Consider the following 14,521-nt stretch of genomic DNA (forward strand, 5'->3'; position numbering starts at 1 on the left):
GTTGACAATGGTATTGGTAGTGCCAAAGGGTGTCAATTGTAGCACTCCTCCCTGGTTGGGGGCACGCACAATGGGCAACCGAAATTCTGCGGAAAAAAACATGCCATTGTCTGTAAGCAATGTATCCTGACGATAGCCCCGGACACTTAGCTGTCCACCAACACCAAATTGCTCTAAAGGTAAGAGGGAATTTGCAGCGAGTTGTAAATCGCCTCTGGCTAAAAATAGCGTGTCTGGTGCCAATTGTCGCACCCACTGCGCCTGTCCCCGCCAAGCAAAAAAGCGGCTATCTGGAGCATCTTCACTCACATTCGCACCAAACCAATCTACACCTATGCTAAATTGCGATCGCATTGCAAACACGTACTGATTACTGCGCTGGGTATACTCCTGAAAAAACCGTAAAGCAGAAATATTGGTTTTACCGTTCTCATCTGCACCCGGTGAGAGTCGAAACGGCCCAATGTTATCAATACCCAACGCAGTTTGGCTTTGTTGGCGCGAGAACGATAGCCCAATAGCTAAATCCTGATTGGGTTTTTGCAGCAATGGTTGTCGATAGCCCAATTCATAAGATGTGGTATTTGATTGAATATCTAGAACGCTGAATGGCTCTTCAATTACGTGATTCCAACCTTGATTAAAACCAAACCAGACAGTACCATTGTGGGCGTTAATGGGCAATGTGTAATTGGCATTGACAGTATTACTACCATCGGTATTGACATAGCCGACACTGAGGGTGTCACCTAAGCCCAGTAAATTCGCTTCTTGTAGATTCACTCCCCGGCGAAAACTCCCCACACTTGGCGATCGCCCATTATCTAGGGTTGTGGTAACTGTGAACGTATTTGCTTCTTTAACCTCTACTCTTAACACATTGCTTCCCGGACGAACACCAGTCTGTAACTCAGCTGACAGGTTTTGAATCAGCGGATCGAGGCGGAGTAGTTGGAGCTTTTCTAGTAAGCGCGGTACATTCAGGGGTTTTCCCGCACCAAGTAGGATGCGCGAACGAATATATCCATTGTTTAATCGTCGATTCCCAACAATTTTTATTTCCTGTAAACTACCCTCGACCACCTGAATTTTGATTACACCATCTTTTAATGTCTGCGGTGCAATTATCTGTTATTTTTACAAATGCTAACAGCGTAAATACTGATTGTATAGAGCAGTCAAACGATTTTGGATTTTGGATACTTCGACTTCGCTCAGTACAAGTTTTGGATTGACCCCGACCACAAGGGGCAAACAATTTTAGATTTTGGATTTTGGATTTTGGATTACAGCCATTTTCAGGTAAATAGACCACGCTTTTGGGGCGCAAGGCCTTGCGCCCCTACGAAGATCTGTGGTTATTGGGTGAAAATTGCTGTAAATCTAAAATCTAAAATCTAAAATCTAAAATCTAAAATTCTGCGGGGCCTGCAAGGGACCGAAACAATCTAAAATCTAAAATCTAAAATCTAAAATTGGCTTGGACCAGAGGGACAGCCCCGACTTAGTGGCTGGTTTTGGGATTGGTGACTTTTCTTCATTCGCCGAGAACTTTTGTGGTCTGACAAATAAGCGTTGTTCGCAGAGAACAGAAATTTTGCCACTCAAAGCTAATCTAAATTTATGGATGGAGAACGCTACAAATGAGAATCGAATCAGAAAAAGAATTTTGGTTACGCCAATTAGACGAATATCGAGAAATTTTACGCCAAAGGAAACTAAAGAAACTCAATACCCAAAACAACCCGCCCCTCAACAATAATACGACGGACAAGTCTGTTTAACATTCGTTTTTTATCCTCAGATGTCCGACTATCCCAGTATTCGCGGTCACGAAACATTTGGACTAACTCTTCAAGAACCAATAGGCTACGTTTTGTCATGTTTTCGTTCAGGCTTAAGATACTAGCGATTTGGTCACGAATACCATCTTTGGCTTTTTCTACAAAAGGATTAGTAGGTAACTTTTCCAGTCCTGCTAAGGTTTCCCGCAGTTCTTTAACTTCTGAACTTTCTTGATGCTTGTCTTCTCCCAAATCTACCATACCAGCTAATCTAGTAGCTTCACCTACTAACAAATCAGCCACCTGTGAATCTAATCTGGGACTACTAAGCATTTCCTTAGCATCGCAACGTCCGAGGGAGTAATAGGTACATTGATAGTAAGCTGTATATTGTCGATGGCGATCGCGTCGCGAGGACATGCGGGTTAATGCGCCTCCACATCTACCACATTTTAATAAATTGGCAAATGGGTTAATATCTTCCTGTCGTGCAGCCCATTTATTGTTAAGATTTTGGCGAATAGTGCGTTTTACTTGTTCATGTCGTTCGCGGGTAATCATCCCTTCATGGGTATCCCAGTTGCAATCCCACTTATCAAAATGGTTTATTTGTTTACCTGACGGACTAGATTTGGTGACGTTAAACGGTGTTCCCCCTGCATGTACTGGATTTACTAAAAAGTTTTTTAGCCCAGCCGGCGACCACTGTAAGCTAGTCCAAGGGTATCGTTGATATGTTTTTTTATTATTGGGAAATAAATCCAATTGCTCAATATCATTGGGCATGATGCGATGATTCCCTTTTGATTTTGGGCTTTTTGCGTCTACTTTGCCAGATACGCCAAACATCTCATTTAATATATTACAAGTTTTTCTGGCACTACCACATTCTGCAAATACATTAAATATAAATAAAGCAAGTTCCCAAACTCTAAAACTGCGCTTTCCCTCTAATAGGGAAACACACCAACTTTCATCCTTGACATAACAATCATCAACAACCTTCCAGCCAAACGGCGCAAACCTATGGCTTTTGCGCTGAACCATACGGTGTTTGCGTTCTGCAGATACACGACTGGACAACATTTTAATTTCAAATTTACTAGCCGCAAGCAAAATATCAATTGTCAACTCACCGCCCAAACTTTCTGTATCAATTGTTTGGTCAAGTGCTACCAGCCTAATACCCTTACTCCGTAATACTTCTAACAGCGCGTAGAACAGTTTGGATGATGACCCAATTCGGTCAATTCTTGTCACAATTAAATCACTGACGGTGCCTTTCGATGATATTTTTAAATCATCGATTAATTGCTGCAAGCCAGCACGGACTTCTGTTGTGCGACTTTGAATGTCCCAATAAAAGCGATCGCACCCAACATTTTTACCCCTCTGGAGTTGTTTTTTTAGCGCGTTGCGATCTTCTTGTTGCTCGATAGTCGAAACTCGACCATAAAACCATTTTTCGGTCATCGTTGTCAATTTATATTCTATAGTGAATATAATATGTCATTTCTCAATGCTGAAGAACCAACAGTTTGCGACCTAATCGCCGATTTTGGCATTAACTTACTTTGGCATCCATCTTTGGGAATAGAATTAGGCAATAACTTGCAAACACTGCTGTGGGATTGCATTACCGGACGTATTCCCCTGGATATCCTCGTATTTGAAGGTTCAGTTGTCAATGCTCCCAACGGCACAGGCGAATGGAATCGTTTTGCCGATCGCCCCATGAAAAAATGGTTAGCAGACCTCTCGAAAGCTGCTAACTATATCGTCGCTGTAGGAGACTGCGCCACTTGGGGCGGAATCCCCGCAATGTCACCCAACCCCAGCGAATCCGAAGGCTTACAATTTCTCAAGCGAGAAGCAGGCGGCTTTTTCGGCAAAAATTTCGTAGCCAAATCAGGACTACCAGTCATCAACATTCCCGGATGTCCAGCCCATCCAGACTGGATTACTCAGATATTAGTGGCGATCGCCACCGGACGCATCGCGGACATTGTTCTCGACGAACTACAACGTCCCCAAACCTTCTTTAACACCTACACCCAAACCGGTTGTACCCGCAACGTCCATTTCGCCTACAAAGCCACAACCGCCCAATTTGGTCAACGCAAAGGCTGTCTATTCTATGACTTGGGTTGTCGTGGCCCCATGACCCATTCTTCCTGTAACCGCATTTTGTGGAATCGCGTTTCCTCCAAAACCCGCGCCGGAATGCCTTGTTTAGGTTGTACTGAACCAGAATTTCCCTTCTACGACCTCAAACCAGGAACTGTATTTAAAACTCAAACTGTCATGGGCGTTCCTAAAGATATACCACCAGGTATTAAAAAGAAAGACTACGCCCTACTCACAATGGTCGCCAAAGACACAGCACCATCTTGGGCTGAAGAAGACTTTTTCACAGTTTAGTTATTTGTCAATGGTCATTAGTCAATCGTCATTGTTCAAGGACAAATGACAAATGACAACTAACAAATGACCAATGACAAATGACAAATGACAACTAACAAATGACCAATGACAAAGGACAAATGACAATTCAAACATTAGATATATCACCCGTTGGCAGAGTTGAGGGCGATTTAGATGTCCGAGTCGAAATTGAAAATGGGTATGTAGTCAACGCTTGGACACACGCCGAACTTTTTCGCGGGTTTGAAATTATTCTCCGGGGAAAAGACCCCCAAGCCGGATTAATTGTCACACCTAGAATTTGCGGGATTTGTGGCGGTTCCCACTTAACTTCTGCATCTTGGGCATTAGACACAGCTTGGGGTACAGAAGTTCCCCGTAACGCAATTTTAGCGAGAAATTTAGGGCAAATTGTCGAAACGATCCAAAGTATACCCCGCTATTTTTATGGTCTATTTGCTATTGATTTGACCAATAAAAATTATCGCAAAAGCCACTTTTATGATGAAGCTTGTAGACGCTTTACCGCCTTCACTGGTAAGTCTTACGAAATCGGTATTACTATTTCAGCCAAACCTGTAGAAATTTACGCTTTATTAGGCGGTCAATGGCCTCACAGCAGTTATATGGAAATAAATTGGGGAATTGCTTATATAGTAAGGATTTACAAGGATAGGTGTAATGATTCCCTGGCTTTTCCTTAAATTAGGCGATAAACCCACGGTTAGTCACGCCATAAGCAAAGACAGCAAGCAGTAAATCCATTTATTTTTCTCTGCTAAAAGTTATTTGATTTTCTCAGGTATTACCTAATTTTTCCCTAACCCTAGATTAGCGATGTCTAGCGACAAGCCGCTCCGCGTCTACGCAGTTAAGGAAGTACAAGACACGTATGTGAACTACTCAGACTTGCCTACGGCTGAAGTCTGTAGCTCTCCCAATTCATCAGGAATAGCCTCAAAAACTCCGTAGTTTTTTTGGTCTGACATTCCCTCCAAGGGCAGGAGTCCTGATTCCCAAGACCCAAATCTTCTTCTTGCGACATATACCTATTAGCTTAGTTTTCGCTTATGGCATTGATGGTCAAGACAGTAAATATATTAGCAGAAAATCCTAGGGATTCGTCATCCATCCAGAATTTGTTTTTACCTGGTAAAAAATCAATTCCAGATGTAATCCTCATCCCCCACTCCCTATCCCCACCGAACTCACGAGTTGAGGGTGGGGACTTCCGCGATTCGTTAAGGGACTTCCAGAAATTAAATTATCCACCACATGGGGTCTGCAAGGTACCCCAAAAATCTAAAATCCAAAACTTGTACTGAGCGAAGTCGTTGGCGTAGCCTCTCGTAGAGAAGTATCCAAAATCTAAAATTCGGAGGGTCAAGAGTTTCTCCCTGCTGACGCACCCTACGATCCCCAAAATCGTCTAAACTCAAAGTGTCTGCCAACTGCCAACCTCCCATGTCTCACTGGTTCAATATTGCAGGTCCTTGTCAAGCTGACAAACACTATACACTCTCAGCAACAAGTCGTCTCCCCGACTTGTCGGTGCTGATTGAACAAGAAAGTTATTTTGTCATTCATGCACCCCGACAAACAGGGAAAACGACCGCAATGTTAGCCCTAGCGCAGCAACTTACCGCCACTGGACGTTATGCAGCAGTAGTGGTATCGGCGGAGGTGGGAAGCGCATTTAATCATGACCCAGGTGCAGCAGAATTAGCGATTTTGGGAGCTTGGCGGAATACAATTGAGGATAATCTACCCCCAGAACTACAACCCCCAACTTGGGTTTATAATGCTCCTGGGCAGAGAATTGGCGAAAATTTAAGAGCTTGGTCACGAGCGATCGAGCGTCCGTTGGTATTATTTATCGATGAAATTGACTCTTTACAAGACGAAACCTTGATTTCGGTTTTGCGACAGTTGCGAGATGGTTATCGCAGTCGTCCAGAAAATTTTCCCTCAACTGTTGGATTAATTGGTTTACGCGATGTGCGAGATTATAAGGTGGCATCGGGTGGTAGTGACAGATTAAACACATCGAGTCCTTTTAATATTAAAGTCAGTTCGATTACCCTGAGAAATTTTAACGCTGAGGAAGTTGTAGAACTATACCAACAACATACCCAGGAAACTGGACAAATTTTTACAAAAGAAGCCGCAGCAACAGCCTTTGATTTGACCCAGGGACAACCTTGGTTAGTCAATGCATTAGCGAAGGAAGTTGTGGAAAAAATGGTTAAAGATAGAAGTATTGCTATTACAAAAGAACATATTTTACAAGCCAAGGAAATATTAATTGCCCGTCAAGATACTCATCTCGATTCTTTAGCTGAAAAACTCAGAGAGAAACGAGTTAAAGATATCATTGAGCCGATTTTATCAGGACAAGCATTACCCGATACCCCAGCCGATGATCGTCAATATTTACTAGATTTAGGGTTATTGCGGCGCGATCCTGCGGGAGGACTAGTTATTTCTAACCCGATTTACCGCGAAGTTATTCCCCGCGTTTTAGTGCAAGGAACCCAGGATAGTTTACCCCATATTAGTCCTAGTTGGTTAACCCCAGAAGGAGAGTTAAATCTAGATGCATTGCTACAAGCTTTTCTCAAGTTTTGGCGACAGCACGGGGAACCATTACTTGGTAGCGCTGTTTACCATGAAATCGCCCCCCACATCGTATTAATGGCTTTCTTGCATCGTGTTGTTAACGGTGGTGGAACCCTGGAGCGGGAATATGCAATTGGTAGTGACAGAATGGATTTATGTTTGCGTTACAAAGATGTAACGTTAGGGATCGAGTTAAAGGTATGGCGGGAGAAAAAGCGTGACCCCGTAACTGAGGGGATTGAGCAATTAGAATCCTATTTAGGGCGTTTGGGGTTGGATTTTGGTTGGTTATTTGTGTTTGACAGGAGGAAAAATGCTCTACCAATGGAAGAACGTTTGTCAACTCAGGTTGTGGTGACCCAAAATCAACGTGCGATTACTGTGATTCGAGCGTGAATATTTTGAATGATTGATTTCTTTGTTTGAAAATTGAGCGATGGTCGCAGACCCCAAAATCGTCTAAACTCAAAGTGTCCGCCAACTGCCAAAATCCCATGTCTCGCTGGTTCAATATTGCAGGTCCTTGTCAAGCTGACAAACACTATACACTCTCAGCAACAAGTCGTCTCCCCGACTTGTCGGTGCTGATTGAACAAGAAAGTTATTTTGTGATTCATGCACCCCGACAAACAGGGAAAACAACCGCAATGTTAGCCCTAGCGCAGCAACTTACCGCAACTGGACGTTATGCAGCAGTAGTGGTATCGGCGGAGGTGGGAAGCGCATTTAATCATGACCCAGGTGCAGCAGAATTAGCGATTTTGGGAGCTTGGCGGAATACAATTGAGGATAATCTACCCCCAGAACTACAACCCCCAACTTGGGTTTATAATGCTCCTGGGCAGAGAATTGGCGAAAATTTAAGAGCTTGGTCACGAGCGATCGAGCGTCCGTTGGTATTATTTATCGATGAAATTGACTCTTTACAAGACGAAACCTTGATTTCGGTTTTGCGACAGTTGCGAGATGGTTATCGCAGTCGTCCAGAAAATTTTCCCTCAACTGTTGGATTAATTGGTTTACGCGATGTGCGAGATTATAAGGTGGCATCGGGTGGTAGTGACAGATTAAACACATCGAGTCCTTTTAATATTAAAGTCAGTTCGATTACCCTGAGAAATTTTAATGCTGAGGAAGTTGTAGAACTATACCAACAACATACCCAGGAAACTGGACAAATTTTTACAAAAGAAGCAGCAGCAACAGCCTTTGATTTAACTCAGGGACAACCTTGGTTAGTCAATGCATTAGCGAAGGAAGTTGTGGAAAAAATGGTTAAGGATAGAAGTATTGCTATTACAAAAGAACATATTTTACAAGCCAAGGAAATATTAATTGCCCGTCAAGATACTCATCTCGATTCTTTAGCCGAACGCTTACGGGAACCAAGGATAAAAGCGATTATCGAACCGATGTTAGCAGGTTTGGAATTGGGGGATATACCCAACGATGATATTCAATTTGTGATTGATTTGGGTTTATGTAAAATGCATCCCCAGGGTGGATTAACTATTGCTAATCCAATTTATCGGGAAGTTTTACCCAGGGTATTAACTGTCACACCGATGGCTTCCCTGCCAATGATTGCACCGACTTGGTTAACCCCAGAAGGTGAGTTAAATATAGATGCATTGCTACAAGCTTTTCTCAAGTTTTGGCGACAGCACGGGGAACCATTATTAGGTAGTACGGGCTACCATGAAATCGCCCCCCACATAGTATTAATGGCTTTCTTGCATCGTGTGATTAACGGTGGTGGCACCCTGGAGCGGGAATATGCCATTGGTAGTGACAGAATGGATTTATGTTTGCGTTACAAAGATGTAACGTTAGGGATCGAGTTAAAGGTATGGCGGGAGAAAAAGCGTGACCCCGTAACTGAGGGGATTGAGCAATTAGAATCCTATTTAGGGCGTTTGGGGTTGGATTTTGGTTGGTTATTTGTGTTTGATAGGCACAAAAATGCCCTACCAATGGAAGAACGTTTGTCAACTCAGGTTGTGGTGACGGAAAATCAACGTGCGATTACTGTGATTCGGGCGTGAGTATTTTTGTTTGGATATTGAGCGATGGTCGCAGACTGGGCTTTGCCCATCGCACTTCTCAAAGATGTTTAACGGTGAAATTATTGAGTTTTTAGCACAAATACATGGTATCATCAAATAAGTTGGCAAAAATGCACTCGCCACCTATGAATTATAGAAACTATATCACAATCGAAGCGAATAAACGCGGTGGTAAGCCTTGTGTACGTGGCTTGCGAATTACAGTTTATGAAGTGCTTGAATACCTAGCCTCCGAGATGACCGAAGCGGAAATTCTTGATGATTTTCCCGATCTGACGCGAGAAGATTTAAAAGCTTGTATTGCTTATGCTGCTGACCGTGAACGTCGGCTGATGATTTCGACCTTATCAGCATGAAATTACTGTTTGATGAAAACTTATCCCCTAAATTATCCACCCGCTTGAGCGATCTTTTTCCAGACTCACTTCATGTTCGAGATATAGGCATGAAAGCAACAATAGACCCGATAGTTTGGAATTATGCAAAAGATAATGATTTGTAGTTAATAGGACTTACGCATTGACAAAAAACACAAAATATGGGCTGAAAAAACCGGAGATGTCGTAGGGGTTTAGCATTGCTAAACCCCGAAAACGCGGGTCTGTTTACCATCGAAGTAATAATTAATCAAAGTCTGAAACAACGTATTTTGGTAAAAGCATACCATGCCAAATTTGTACAGTGCGTAAGTCCTAGTTAAGTATAATTATTTTCTTGCTATTGAAATATAAACCTGGGTTTTTCTCAATATAAATACGCAATTAGCAATATATGAGTTTAAATAATTACATGTCAGCTTATGTATAGAAGTATTGATTTATTTGGATATTGAGCGATCGCTTGATTAAAGTCCACAATCTTGGTGCGTTCCCAAAAATTTATCGGTTGAGTAATTAGGAATTGTTGTGAGGAACGCACCCTACAAAATCGCAGCTATCGTTTTTTTGGCGGATATATGAACTGTATCTTTTTTATTGGCAAGAGCTAACCAAAAACCTGTATCAACTATGATCATATTTTTGGTTAAGTTCACGGTCTAAGTAGTTTTTATAGTTTTTTGAGAGGTCTGTTTCAGCTTCTCTGCAACCGATAAAGTCTGACCAGTCTTGCAAGGAATTTTCTGAAGATTCGTGTTGATTCACAAGGTAGCGTTTTTTCAGGACTTCTACGAGTTCCACTATGATTTGTTGTGCATGGGGAGGAAGAGACGCAATATCTTGTTGAATTGTATCTAAGTTCATAATCTCATCTTGCTGTTTCCCTGATTATAGTTTAGCAAAAAAGCGTATCGCACAAATAATAAGCATCAAAAAGCAGGATTCGCATAGGCTGTTAGCATTTCCTTTGCTAATTCAAGAGCCGCGATCGCTTGTTTATGTGTGACACTAGGGAAGTGGTCTAGAAATACCTCTAATGAATCACCAGCTTCAAGGTAATCAAGCAGGGTTTTTATTGGTACACGAGTTCCCACAAAAACAGGTGTTCCCCCTAGAATATCAGGGTCGCTATGAATAATACGTGATGTTAATGCCATAAAAAATTCAGTTAAATAACTGTGCGTTCTCAATTATAATTATATCTGTATTCTCAAGTTCAATCACGATCAAGGAAGTACAAAAAAAGGAAGTTGAGCGATTCCTGCGGAGCGCTATCTCTTCTCTACGAGAGGCTGCGCCAACGAGACGCTACCGCGAACGCTATCGCACTAACCCAACATTATCGATAGCAGTTCGCAGTTAAGGAAGCACAAGCAAGATCGCACTTTTCAAAGATGTTTAACAGCAAATCTAACACTTTCATAGAGATAATCACCTCGTTGGGCAAATTCTTCTTTACTGTAGCGGGGCTGTCGAATTGCCATAGGCTTAACCTCGATTTCAACTTTGTTGCTCCATTTTACCGAAAGCTTGGGTCTAGAGCCGCCGTTCTTCTAGGACGGCTTTTTGGTAAAATAGTGGCAACAGGCAGGGCATTGTCTGTCGTTGCTCAGTGATGTAAGACGGGCTATGCCTGCTATTGCTGTTTGAATCCAGAATCCCTGAACTTTCAGATCAGGGAGTATGTCAACCTGTATAGCGTTTCTCGCCCTAGTAAGGTACACCCGTAGGGCGCCGGCAAAACGTGCCCCTACACCGCGTGATACAATTTTGTACCTCACTTAACTGAGAATCGCTATACAATGGCTGAACTAAGGTCAGGGAACAAAAAGCATTGGTTGGGTTTCCTTTTGTCAACCCAACCTACAGGCTAGCCTATACTGAGGGTATTGAGCAATTAGAATCCTATTTAGCCCATTTGGGGTTGGATTTTGGTTGGTTATTTGTGTTTGACAGGCGTAAAATACCCTACCAATGGAAGAACGTTTATCCACCCAGGTTGTGGTGACCGAAAATCAACGTGCGATTACTGTGATTCGGGCGTGAGTATTTTTGTTTGGATATTGAGCGATCGCTTATGATCAATGTATTCTTGTATGTCTGGGAGTTTAAACCATGTCACTCGCTGAGTTAATTCCTCTGGTCAACAATCTGAGTCAGTCAGACAAATTATCACTCTTCAAACTCCTAGCCACACAAATCCCAGACGCTGAACTACAAGTCATCTTTTCTGCATCAGAGTACCCGATTTGGTCGCCCTACGACGCAACGGAAGCTGCAAACATCCTCATGCAGATGATTCAGGATAGACAAGAGGCATCTACTCATGGATCGCACTAACTCGATATTAGCGAACTGACAAGTCAGCGCTTGCGCTATCGCATTTAAGAGTAGTTTATCCAAGACTAAAATAAGATAAGATAAACATTTTTTAGGAGGTGCTGTTTCTGAATAATTTACCGGATGATTTAGCCATTGCCGAAATTCATCAAGCAATTGGTAATCTTGTCATTCGATTTCCATTACTTCATTGCCAAGAATGTGCCAAAACACTCAAATAGTGGCTAAAACAACGTAAAATTCCCGGTAAACTTTGGCGACTTTCGACCATATACGACAATGAAGACTTTATTTTGAGTGATCGCTTAGAAAAACAAGGTTGCTTTGAAACTATTACGGAAAATGGCGTTCATTACGGTGTTGAAGTTTTTGGCAAAATTTTCGACAACCTTTCCCGACAAGGACTATACCCAGATGACTGGATTCAAGATTTTACCTCTCTATCTAATGAGTTTAAAATAGAAGTAATAGAAGAATTTTGAAAATTTTTAATGGAGTTAAACTCAATGAGTACATTATTTAACTTACTCGAAAAAATTAAAACCAAACCAGGCTTATATTTGGGAACAGCATCTATCAGTAATTTACGGATGTTTATCTTGGGATATCGCTTTTCTCGCTCTGAATTAGGTATTACTAATACTGAAACTGAAAGTGATTTTCATAAAAACTTTCAACCTTGGCTACAAAACCGCTTATCTATCCATACCGTTAATGCTTGGGATAAAATCATTTTACTCACCTGTATTGATGAAAAAGCTGCATTTGATTACTTTTTTCAATTACTAGATGAATTTATCCAAAGAGACAAAAGCCAGGATATTGAACCAATTCTGGCTGAACCATCTTCTGAAAATTCTCAAAAAGCTGCCTGAAGAATAACACATCCTCTTAGTGTACTTGGTTGTTTCTGTTGCAATTATTTTTTCAAGTGCGATACCGAAGCGCGACCTAGTAATCGCACTTCTCAAAGATGTTTAACAGATGCGATCGCTTGATTACAGTCCACAATCTTGGTGCGTTAAGAGGAATTTATCAGCAGATTAATCAGGAATGTTGTGGGGAAAGCAGCCTACAAGATCGACTGGGCTGCTGGTTAAAGCTTATCAATTAGCTTGTCATATTCTGCATGATTTCCGATCCAAAACCAAGAAATACCGCTTTCCACCTCAACTCCTAAAGCGCGATAGTCTAATCCTGCTCGAACTGACCAGTACTTTTTACCGATCTTCTTGAAGTATAATCATGGATGAGATGGATCAGCTTTCAAAAGTTCGTAACACTGATCTGCTGTCTGGTGAGCATTCTTGGGCAAATCTTCATAGCACTTCCAAAATCTTCGCGTTGTGTAATGCATCAGAGTTCTCGGCAATGTCCCGCTTTAAACTCAGCGATCGCTTCTTGGGCCAAAGCCTCCAGTTTGCAGTCTGCGATGTCTTGTTCTAGTTGCTCATCCCAACGCTGGTAGTCTACTTCTAAAATCCATTGCCGGAGTCGCTGAAACTGCTCTGGTGGAAGCCTCAGAATAGCTGCTTCAATTTGTTCAATGGTTGACATATCAGATTATAGTTCTTTGACTTCAGTCACATTATAGCTTTGCCGAGAGAATCAACTCTTCCGTGATTTCATATGCTCTAAATTCCACAGCCTTGTGTACGTGGCTTGCGAATTACAGTTTATGAGGTGCTTGAATACCTAGCTTCCGAGATGACCGAAGCAGAAATTCTGGATGATTTTCCCGATCTGACGCGAGAAGATTTAAAAGCTTGTATTGCTTATGCGGCTGACCGTGAACGTCGGCTGATGATTTCTCTATTATCAGCATGAAATTAGTGTTTGATGAAAACGTAATAAGGTGCGTTACATTCCATTAACGCACCCTACAAGATCGGCGCTCGCACTTGTGGTATTCCTTTATTGTTAGATAATTCAGTCAATATTCGTTTATTTTTGATTAAAATCCTAAAATATGGACATTTTCCATTTATTGACAAATCTTTTTCATCATTCCCTTTTCTGAATTTAATTATTTCAAACTGATCGGGATTGAATTTATGTAGAAATGTTATAGGTACACCCATAAATCCTTTGTAGTCTAATGGTATGTCTTGTGTTTTATTAACATTAATACCATCATAGTTGTCATAATGGGGGTATTCAATTTCGTTTCCAAAATATCTCTTTGTGAGAGTAATATATTCGTGTCGTTTAAAAGTGTCTAAATTAGTTAACCATAGACAATTGTTTGGAGAAACTATTCTATTTCCAGAGCTATCAATCCTAGTCTCTGTGCCATAGAGTTCATAGTATTCGGGGACAATAAAACCTGAAATACCTCTGCCAAGGTTTATTCCTAACCACGCCTTGTTTTCCTTAATTAACTTAAATATTTCTTTATAGGTGATGGCATTAATATTGCCAATTATTAAGAATTTTTTATCGTATTTAATTAATTGAGCCACATACTCCCTAAATAATGAAAATGGAGGATTAGTAACAACAATATCGGATTGCTTTAATAGTTCGATACTTTCAGCACTACGAAAATCGCCATCACCTTTAAAATGAACGATGTCAGTTGAACTTGGTTTAATTCTTTCTCCCTCTACACCTGTATATTCAAAGAAAAAACCATTTTCAACTTCTTCGGTATTAAACAAATCCTTTTCTTGTTTTCTATAACAAGCAGTTATTAGTTTTTTAATACCCAATTCTGCGAAATTTGATGCGAAGTAATTAAAAAAATTGCTAATCCGAGCATCATCGCAATTACAAAAAACTACTTTATTTTGAAAATGACTTTTATAATGTTTTAACTCATTTTCTATATCTGAAAGCTGTGTATAAAACTCGTCATTTTTGTTTTGTTTTGCTTTTTTCAACAAAGAGTGCTGTACTTTTCTTGCCATTA

At 41.2% G+C, this 14,521-nt stretch carries 15 protein-coding genes and 4 pseudogenes; 11 read left to right on the forward strand and 8 right to left on the reverse strand.

Annotation, left to right across the window (positions count from 1 at the left end; genetic code table 11):
* Positions 1 to 24: 24 nt before the first annotated feature.
* Both HEQ19_21910 and xisF read right to left on the reverse strand, forming a co-directional pair.
* Positions 25 to 1,218 (reverse strand): annotated as a pseudogene (locus tag HEQ19_21910) (ShlB/FhaC/HecB family hemolysin secretion/activation protein).
* 500 nt (positions 1,219 to 1,718) lie between these two features.
* Positions 1,719 to 3,257 carry a fdxN element excision recombinase XisF gene (gene xisF / locus HEQ19_21915; GenBank protein WYM01768.1) on the reverse strand — a complete coding sequence of 513 codons (1,539 nt, stop codon included), beginning with the start codon at positions 3,255 to 3,257 and terminating at the stop codon, positions 1,719 to 1,721.
* A 33-nt stretch (positions 3,258 to 3,290) separates the two neighbouring features.
* On the opposite strand from xisF, the gene HEQ19_21920 reads away from it, so the two are divergent.
* Together HEQ19_21920 and HEQ19_21925 are read left to right on the forward strand one after the other, a co-directional pair.
* Positions 3,291 to 4,205 carry a hydrogenase gene (locus tag HEQ19_21920; GenBank protein ID WYM01769.1) on the forward strand — a complete coding sequence of 305 codons (915 nt, stop codon included), beginning with the start codon at positions 3,291 to 3,293 and terminating at the stop codon, positions 4,203 to 4,205.
* Between the two features lie 122 nt (positions 4,206 to 4,327).
* Positions 4,328 to 4,837, forward strand: a pseudogene (locus HEQ19_21925) (nickel-dependent hydrogenase large subunit).
* A gap of 428 nt (positions 4,838 to 5,265) precedes the next feature.
* Here HEQ19_21925 and HEQ19_31240 read toward each other — a convergent pair.
* Positions 5,266 to 5,391: a hypothetical protein gene (locus tag HEQ19_31240; protein ID WZI66982.1), complete on the reverse strand. Its 126-nt coding sequence runs from the start codon at positions 5,389 to 5,391 to the stop codon at positions 5,266 to 5,268.
* A 281-nt stretch (positions 5,392 to 5,672) separates the two neighbouring features.
* Between HEQ19_31240 and HEQ19_21930 the strand changes: the two genes are divergently transcribed.
* From HEQ19_21930 to HEQ19_21945, 4 genes are all read left to right on the forward strand, one after another.
* Positions 5,673 to 7,223 carry an ATP-binding protein gene (locus HEQ19_21930; protein WYM01771.1) on the forward strand — a complete coding sequence of 517 codons (1,551 nt, stop codon included), beginning with the start codon at positions 5,673 to 5,675 and terminating at the stop codon, positions 7,221 to 7,223.
* A 98-nt stretch (positions 7,224 to 7,321) separates the two neighbouring features.
* Positions 7,322 to 8,872, forward strand: coding sequence for an ATP-binding protein (locus tag HEQ19_21935; GenBank protein ID WYM01772.1), 1,551 nt, complete (start codon positions 7,322 to 7,324; stop codon positions 8,870 to 8,872).
* 146 nt (positions 8,873 to 9,018) lie between these two features.
* A complete protein-coding gene (locus HEQ19_21940; GenBank protein ID WYM01773.1) occupies positions 9,019 to 9,249 on the forward strand; it encodes a DUF433 domain-containing protein in 231 nt (76 codons plus the stop codon).
* On the forward strand, positions 9,246 to 9,395 hold the full coding sequence (locus HEQ19_21945) for a DUF5615 family PIN-like protein (GenBank protein WYM01774.1): 150 nt from the start codon (positions 9,246 to 9,248) through the stop codon (positions 9,393 to 9,395). Before HEQ19_21940 ends, HEQ19_21945 begins: the two co-directional genes overlap by 4 nt.
* 499 nt (positions 9,396 to 9,894) lie before the next feature.
* On the opposite strand, the gene HEQ19_21950 is transcribed toward HEQ19_21945, so the two are convergent.
* Entirely contained in the window at positions 9,895 to 10,134 is a 240-nt protein-coding gene (locus HEQ19_21950) for a hypothetical protein (protein ID WYM01775.1), read from the reverse strand.
* Positions 10,135 to 10,199: 65 nt separating this feature from the next.
* Positions 10,200 to 10,427 carry a DUF433 domain-containing protein gene (locus HEQ19_21955; protein WYM01776.1) on the reverse strand — a complete coding sequence of 76 codons (228 nt, stop codon included), beginning with the start codon at positions 10,425 to 10,427 and terminating at the stop codon, positions 10,200 to 10,202.
* Between the two features lie 725 nt (positions 10,428 to 11,152).
* On the opposite strand from HEQ19_21955, the pseudogene HEQ19_21960 reads away from it, so the two are divergent.
* The 4 genes and pseudogenes from HEQ19_21960 to HEQ19_21975 all read left to right on the forward strand — a co-directional run bounded on the left by HEQ19_21960 (position 11,153) and on the right by HEQ19_21975 (position 12,485).
* Positions 11,153 to 11,316, forward strand: a pseudogene (locus tag HEQ19_21960) (ATP-binding protein).
* A 69-nt stretch (positions 11,317 to 11,385) separates the two neighbouring features.
* Positions 11,386 to 11,610 carry a hypothetical protein gene (locus HEQ19_21965; protein WYM01777.1) on the forward strand — a complete coding sequence of 75 codons (225 nt, stop codon included), beginning with the start codon at positions 11,386 to 11,388 and terminating at the stop codon, positions 11,608 to 11,610.
* 269 nt (positions 11,611 to 11,879) lie between these two features.
* The gene (locus HEQ19_31245) at positions 11,880 to 12,092 is read left to right on the forward strand and encodes a papain fold toxin domain-containing protein (protein WZI67239.1); all 213 of its coding nucleotides are present in this window, start codon (positions 11,880 to 11,882) and stop codon (positions 12,090 to 12,092) included.
* Positions 12,093 to 12,116: 24 nt separating this feature from the next.
* Complete coding sequence (locus tag HEQ19_21975; protein ID WYM01778.1) at positions 12,117 to 12,485, forward strand: hypothetical protein; 369 nt, start codon at positions 12,117 to 12,119, stop codon at positions 12,483 to 12,485.
* A 221-nt stretch (positions 12,486 to 12,706) separates the two neighbouring features.
* Here the strand turns inward: HEQ19_21975 and HEQ19_21980 are convergent.
* A pseudogene (locus HEQ19_21980) lies at positions 12,707 to 12,967 on the reverse strand (hypothetical protein).
* Positions 12,967 to 13,167, reverse strand: a complete 201-nt coding sequence (locus tag HEQ19_21985; GenBank protein WYM01779.1) for a hypothetical protein — start codon at positions 13,165 to 13,167, stop codon at positions 12,967 to 12,969. Before HEQ19_21985 ends, HEQ19_21980 begins: the two are co-directional and overlap by 1 nt.
* A gap of 81 nt (positions 13,168 to 13,248) precedes the next feature.
* Between HEQ19_21985 and HEQ19_21990 the strand changes: the two genes are divergently transcribed.
* Positions 13,249 to 13,437: a DUF433 domain-containing protein gene (locus tag HEQ19_21990; protein WYM03544.1), complete on the forward strand. Its 189-nt coding sequence runs from the start codon at positions 13,249 to 13,251 to the stop codon at positions 13,435 to 13,437.
* A gap of 53 nt (positions 13,438 to 13,490) precedes the next feature.
* On the opposite strand, the gene HEQ19_21995 is transcribed toward HEQ19_21990, so the two are convergent.
* The gene (locus HEQ19_21995; protein WYM01780.1) at positions 13,491 to 14,519 is read right to left on the reverse strand and encodes an adenine-specific methyltransferase EcoRI family protein; all 1,029 of its coding nucleotides are present in this window, start codon (positions 14,517 to 14,519) and stop codon (positions 13,491 to 13,493) included.
* Positions 14,520 to 14,521: the final 2 nt, after the last annotated feature.

It is taken from the genome of Gloeotrichia echinulata CP02 (assembly GCA_038087035.1).
GTDB lineage: Bacteria > Cyanobacteriota > Cyanobacteriia > Cyanobacteriales > Nostocaceae > Gloeotrichia > Gloeotrichia echinulata.

Bases quoted from the DNA above. Each gene is read 5' to 3' on its own strand.
- HEQ19_21955 (WYM01776.1), bottom strand. From the start codon at position 10,427: ATGGCATTAACATCACGTATTATTCATAGCGACCCTGATATTCTAGGG.
- HEQ19_21930 (WYM01771.1), top strand. From the start codon at position 5,673: ATGTCTCACTGGTTCAATATTGCAGGTCCTTGTCAAGCTGACAAACAC.
- HEQ19_21965 (WYM01777.1), top strand. From the start codon at position 11,386: ATGTCACTCGCTGAGTTAATTCCTCTGGTCAACAATCTGAGTCAGTCA.
- HEQ19_21935 (WYM01772.1), top strand. From the start codon at position 7,322: ATGTCTCGCTGGTTCAATATTGCAGGTCCTTGTCAAGCTGACAAACAC.
- HEQ19_21950 (WYM01775.1), bottom strand. From the start codon at position 10,134: ATGAACTTAGATACAATTCAACAAGATATTGCGTCTCTTCCTCCCCAT.
- xisF (WYM01768.1), bottom strand. From the start codon at position 3,257: ATGACCGAAAAATGGTTTTATGGTCGAGTTTCGACTATCGAGCAACAA.
- HEQ19_21995 (WYM01780.1), bottom strand. From the start codon at position 14,519: ATGGCAAGAAAAGTACAGCACTCTTTGTTGAAAAAAGCAAAACAAAAC.
- HEQ19_21945 (WYM01774.1), top strand. From the start codon at position 9,246: ATGAAATTACTGTTTGATGAAAACTTATCCCCTAAATTATCCACCCGC.
- HEQ19_21985 (WYM01779.1), bottom strand. From the start codon at position 13,167: ATGTCAACCATTGAACAAATTGAAGCAGCTATTCTGAGGCTTCCACCA.
- HEQ19_21975 (WYM01778.1), top strand. From the start codon at position 12,117: ATGAGTACATTATTTAACTTACTCGAAAAAATTAAAACCAAACCAGGC.
- HEQ19_21920 (WYM01769.1), top strand. From the start codon at position 3,291: ATGTCATTTCTCAATGCTGAAGAACCAACAGTTTGCGACCTAATCGCC.
- HEQ19_21940 (WYM01773.1), top strand. From the start codon at position 9,019: ATGAATTATAGAAACTATATCACAATCGAAGCGAATAAACGCGGTGGT.
- HEQ19_31240 (WZI66982.1), bottom strand. From the start codon at position 5,391: ATGAGGATTACATCTGGAATTGATTTTTTACCAGGTAAAAACAAATTC.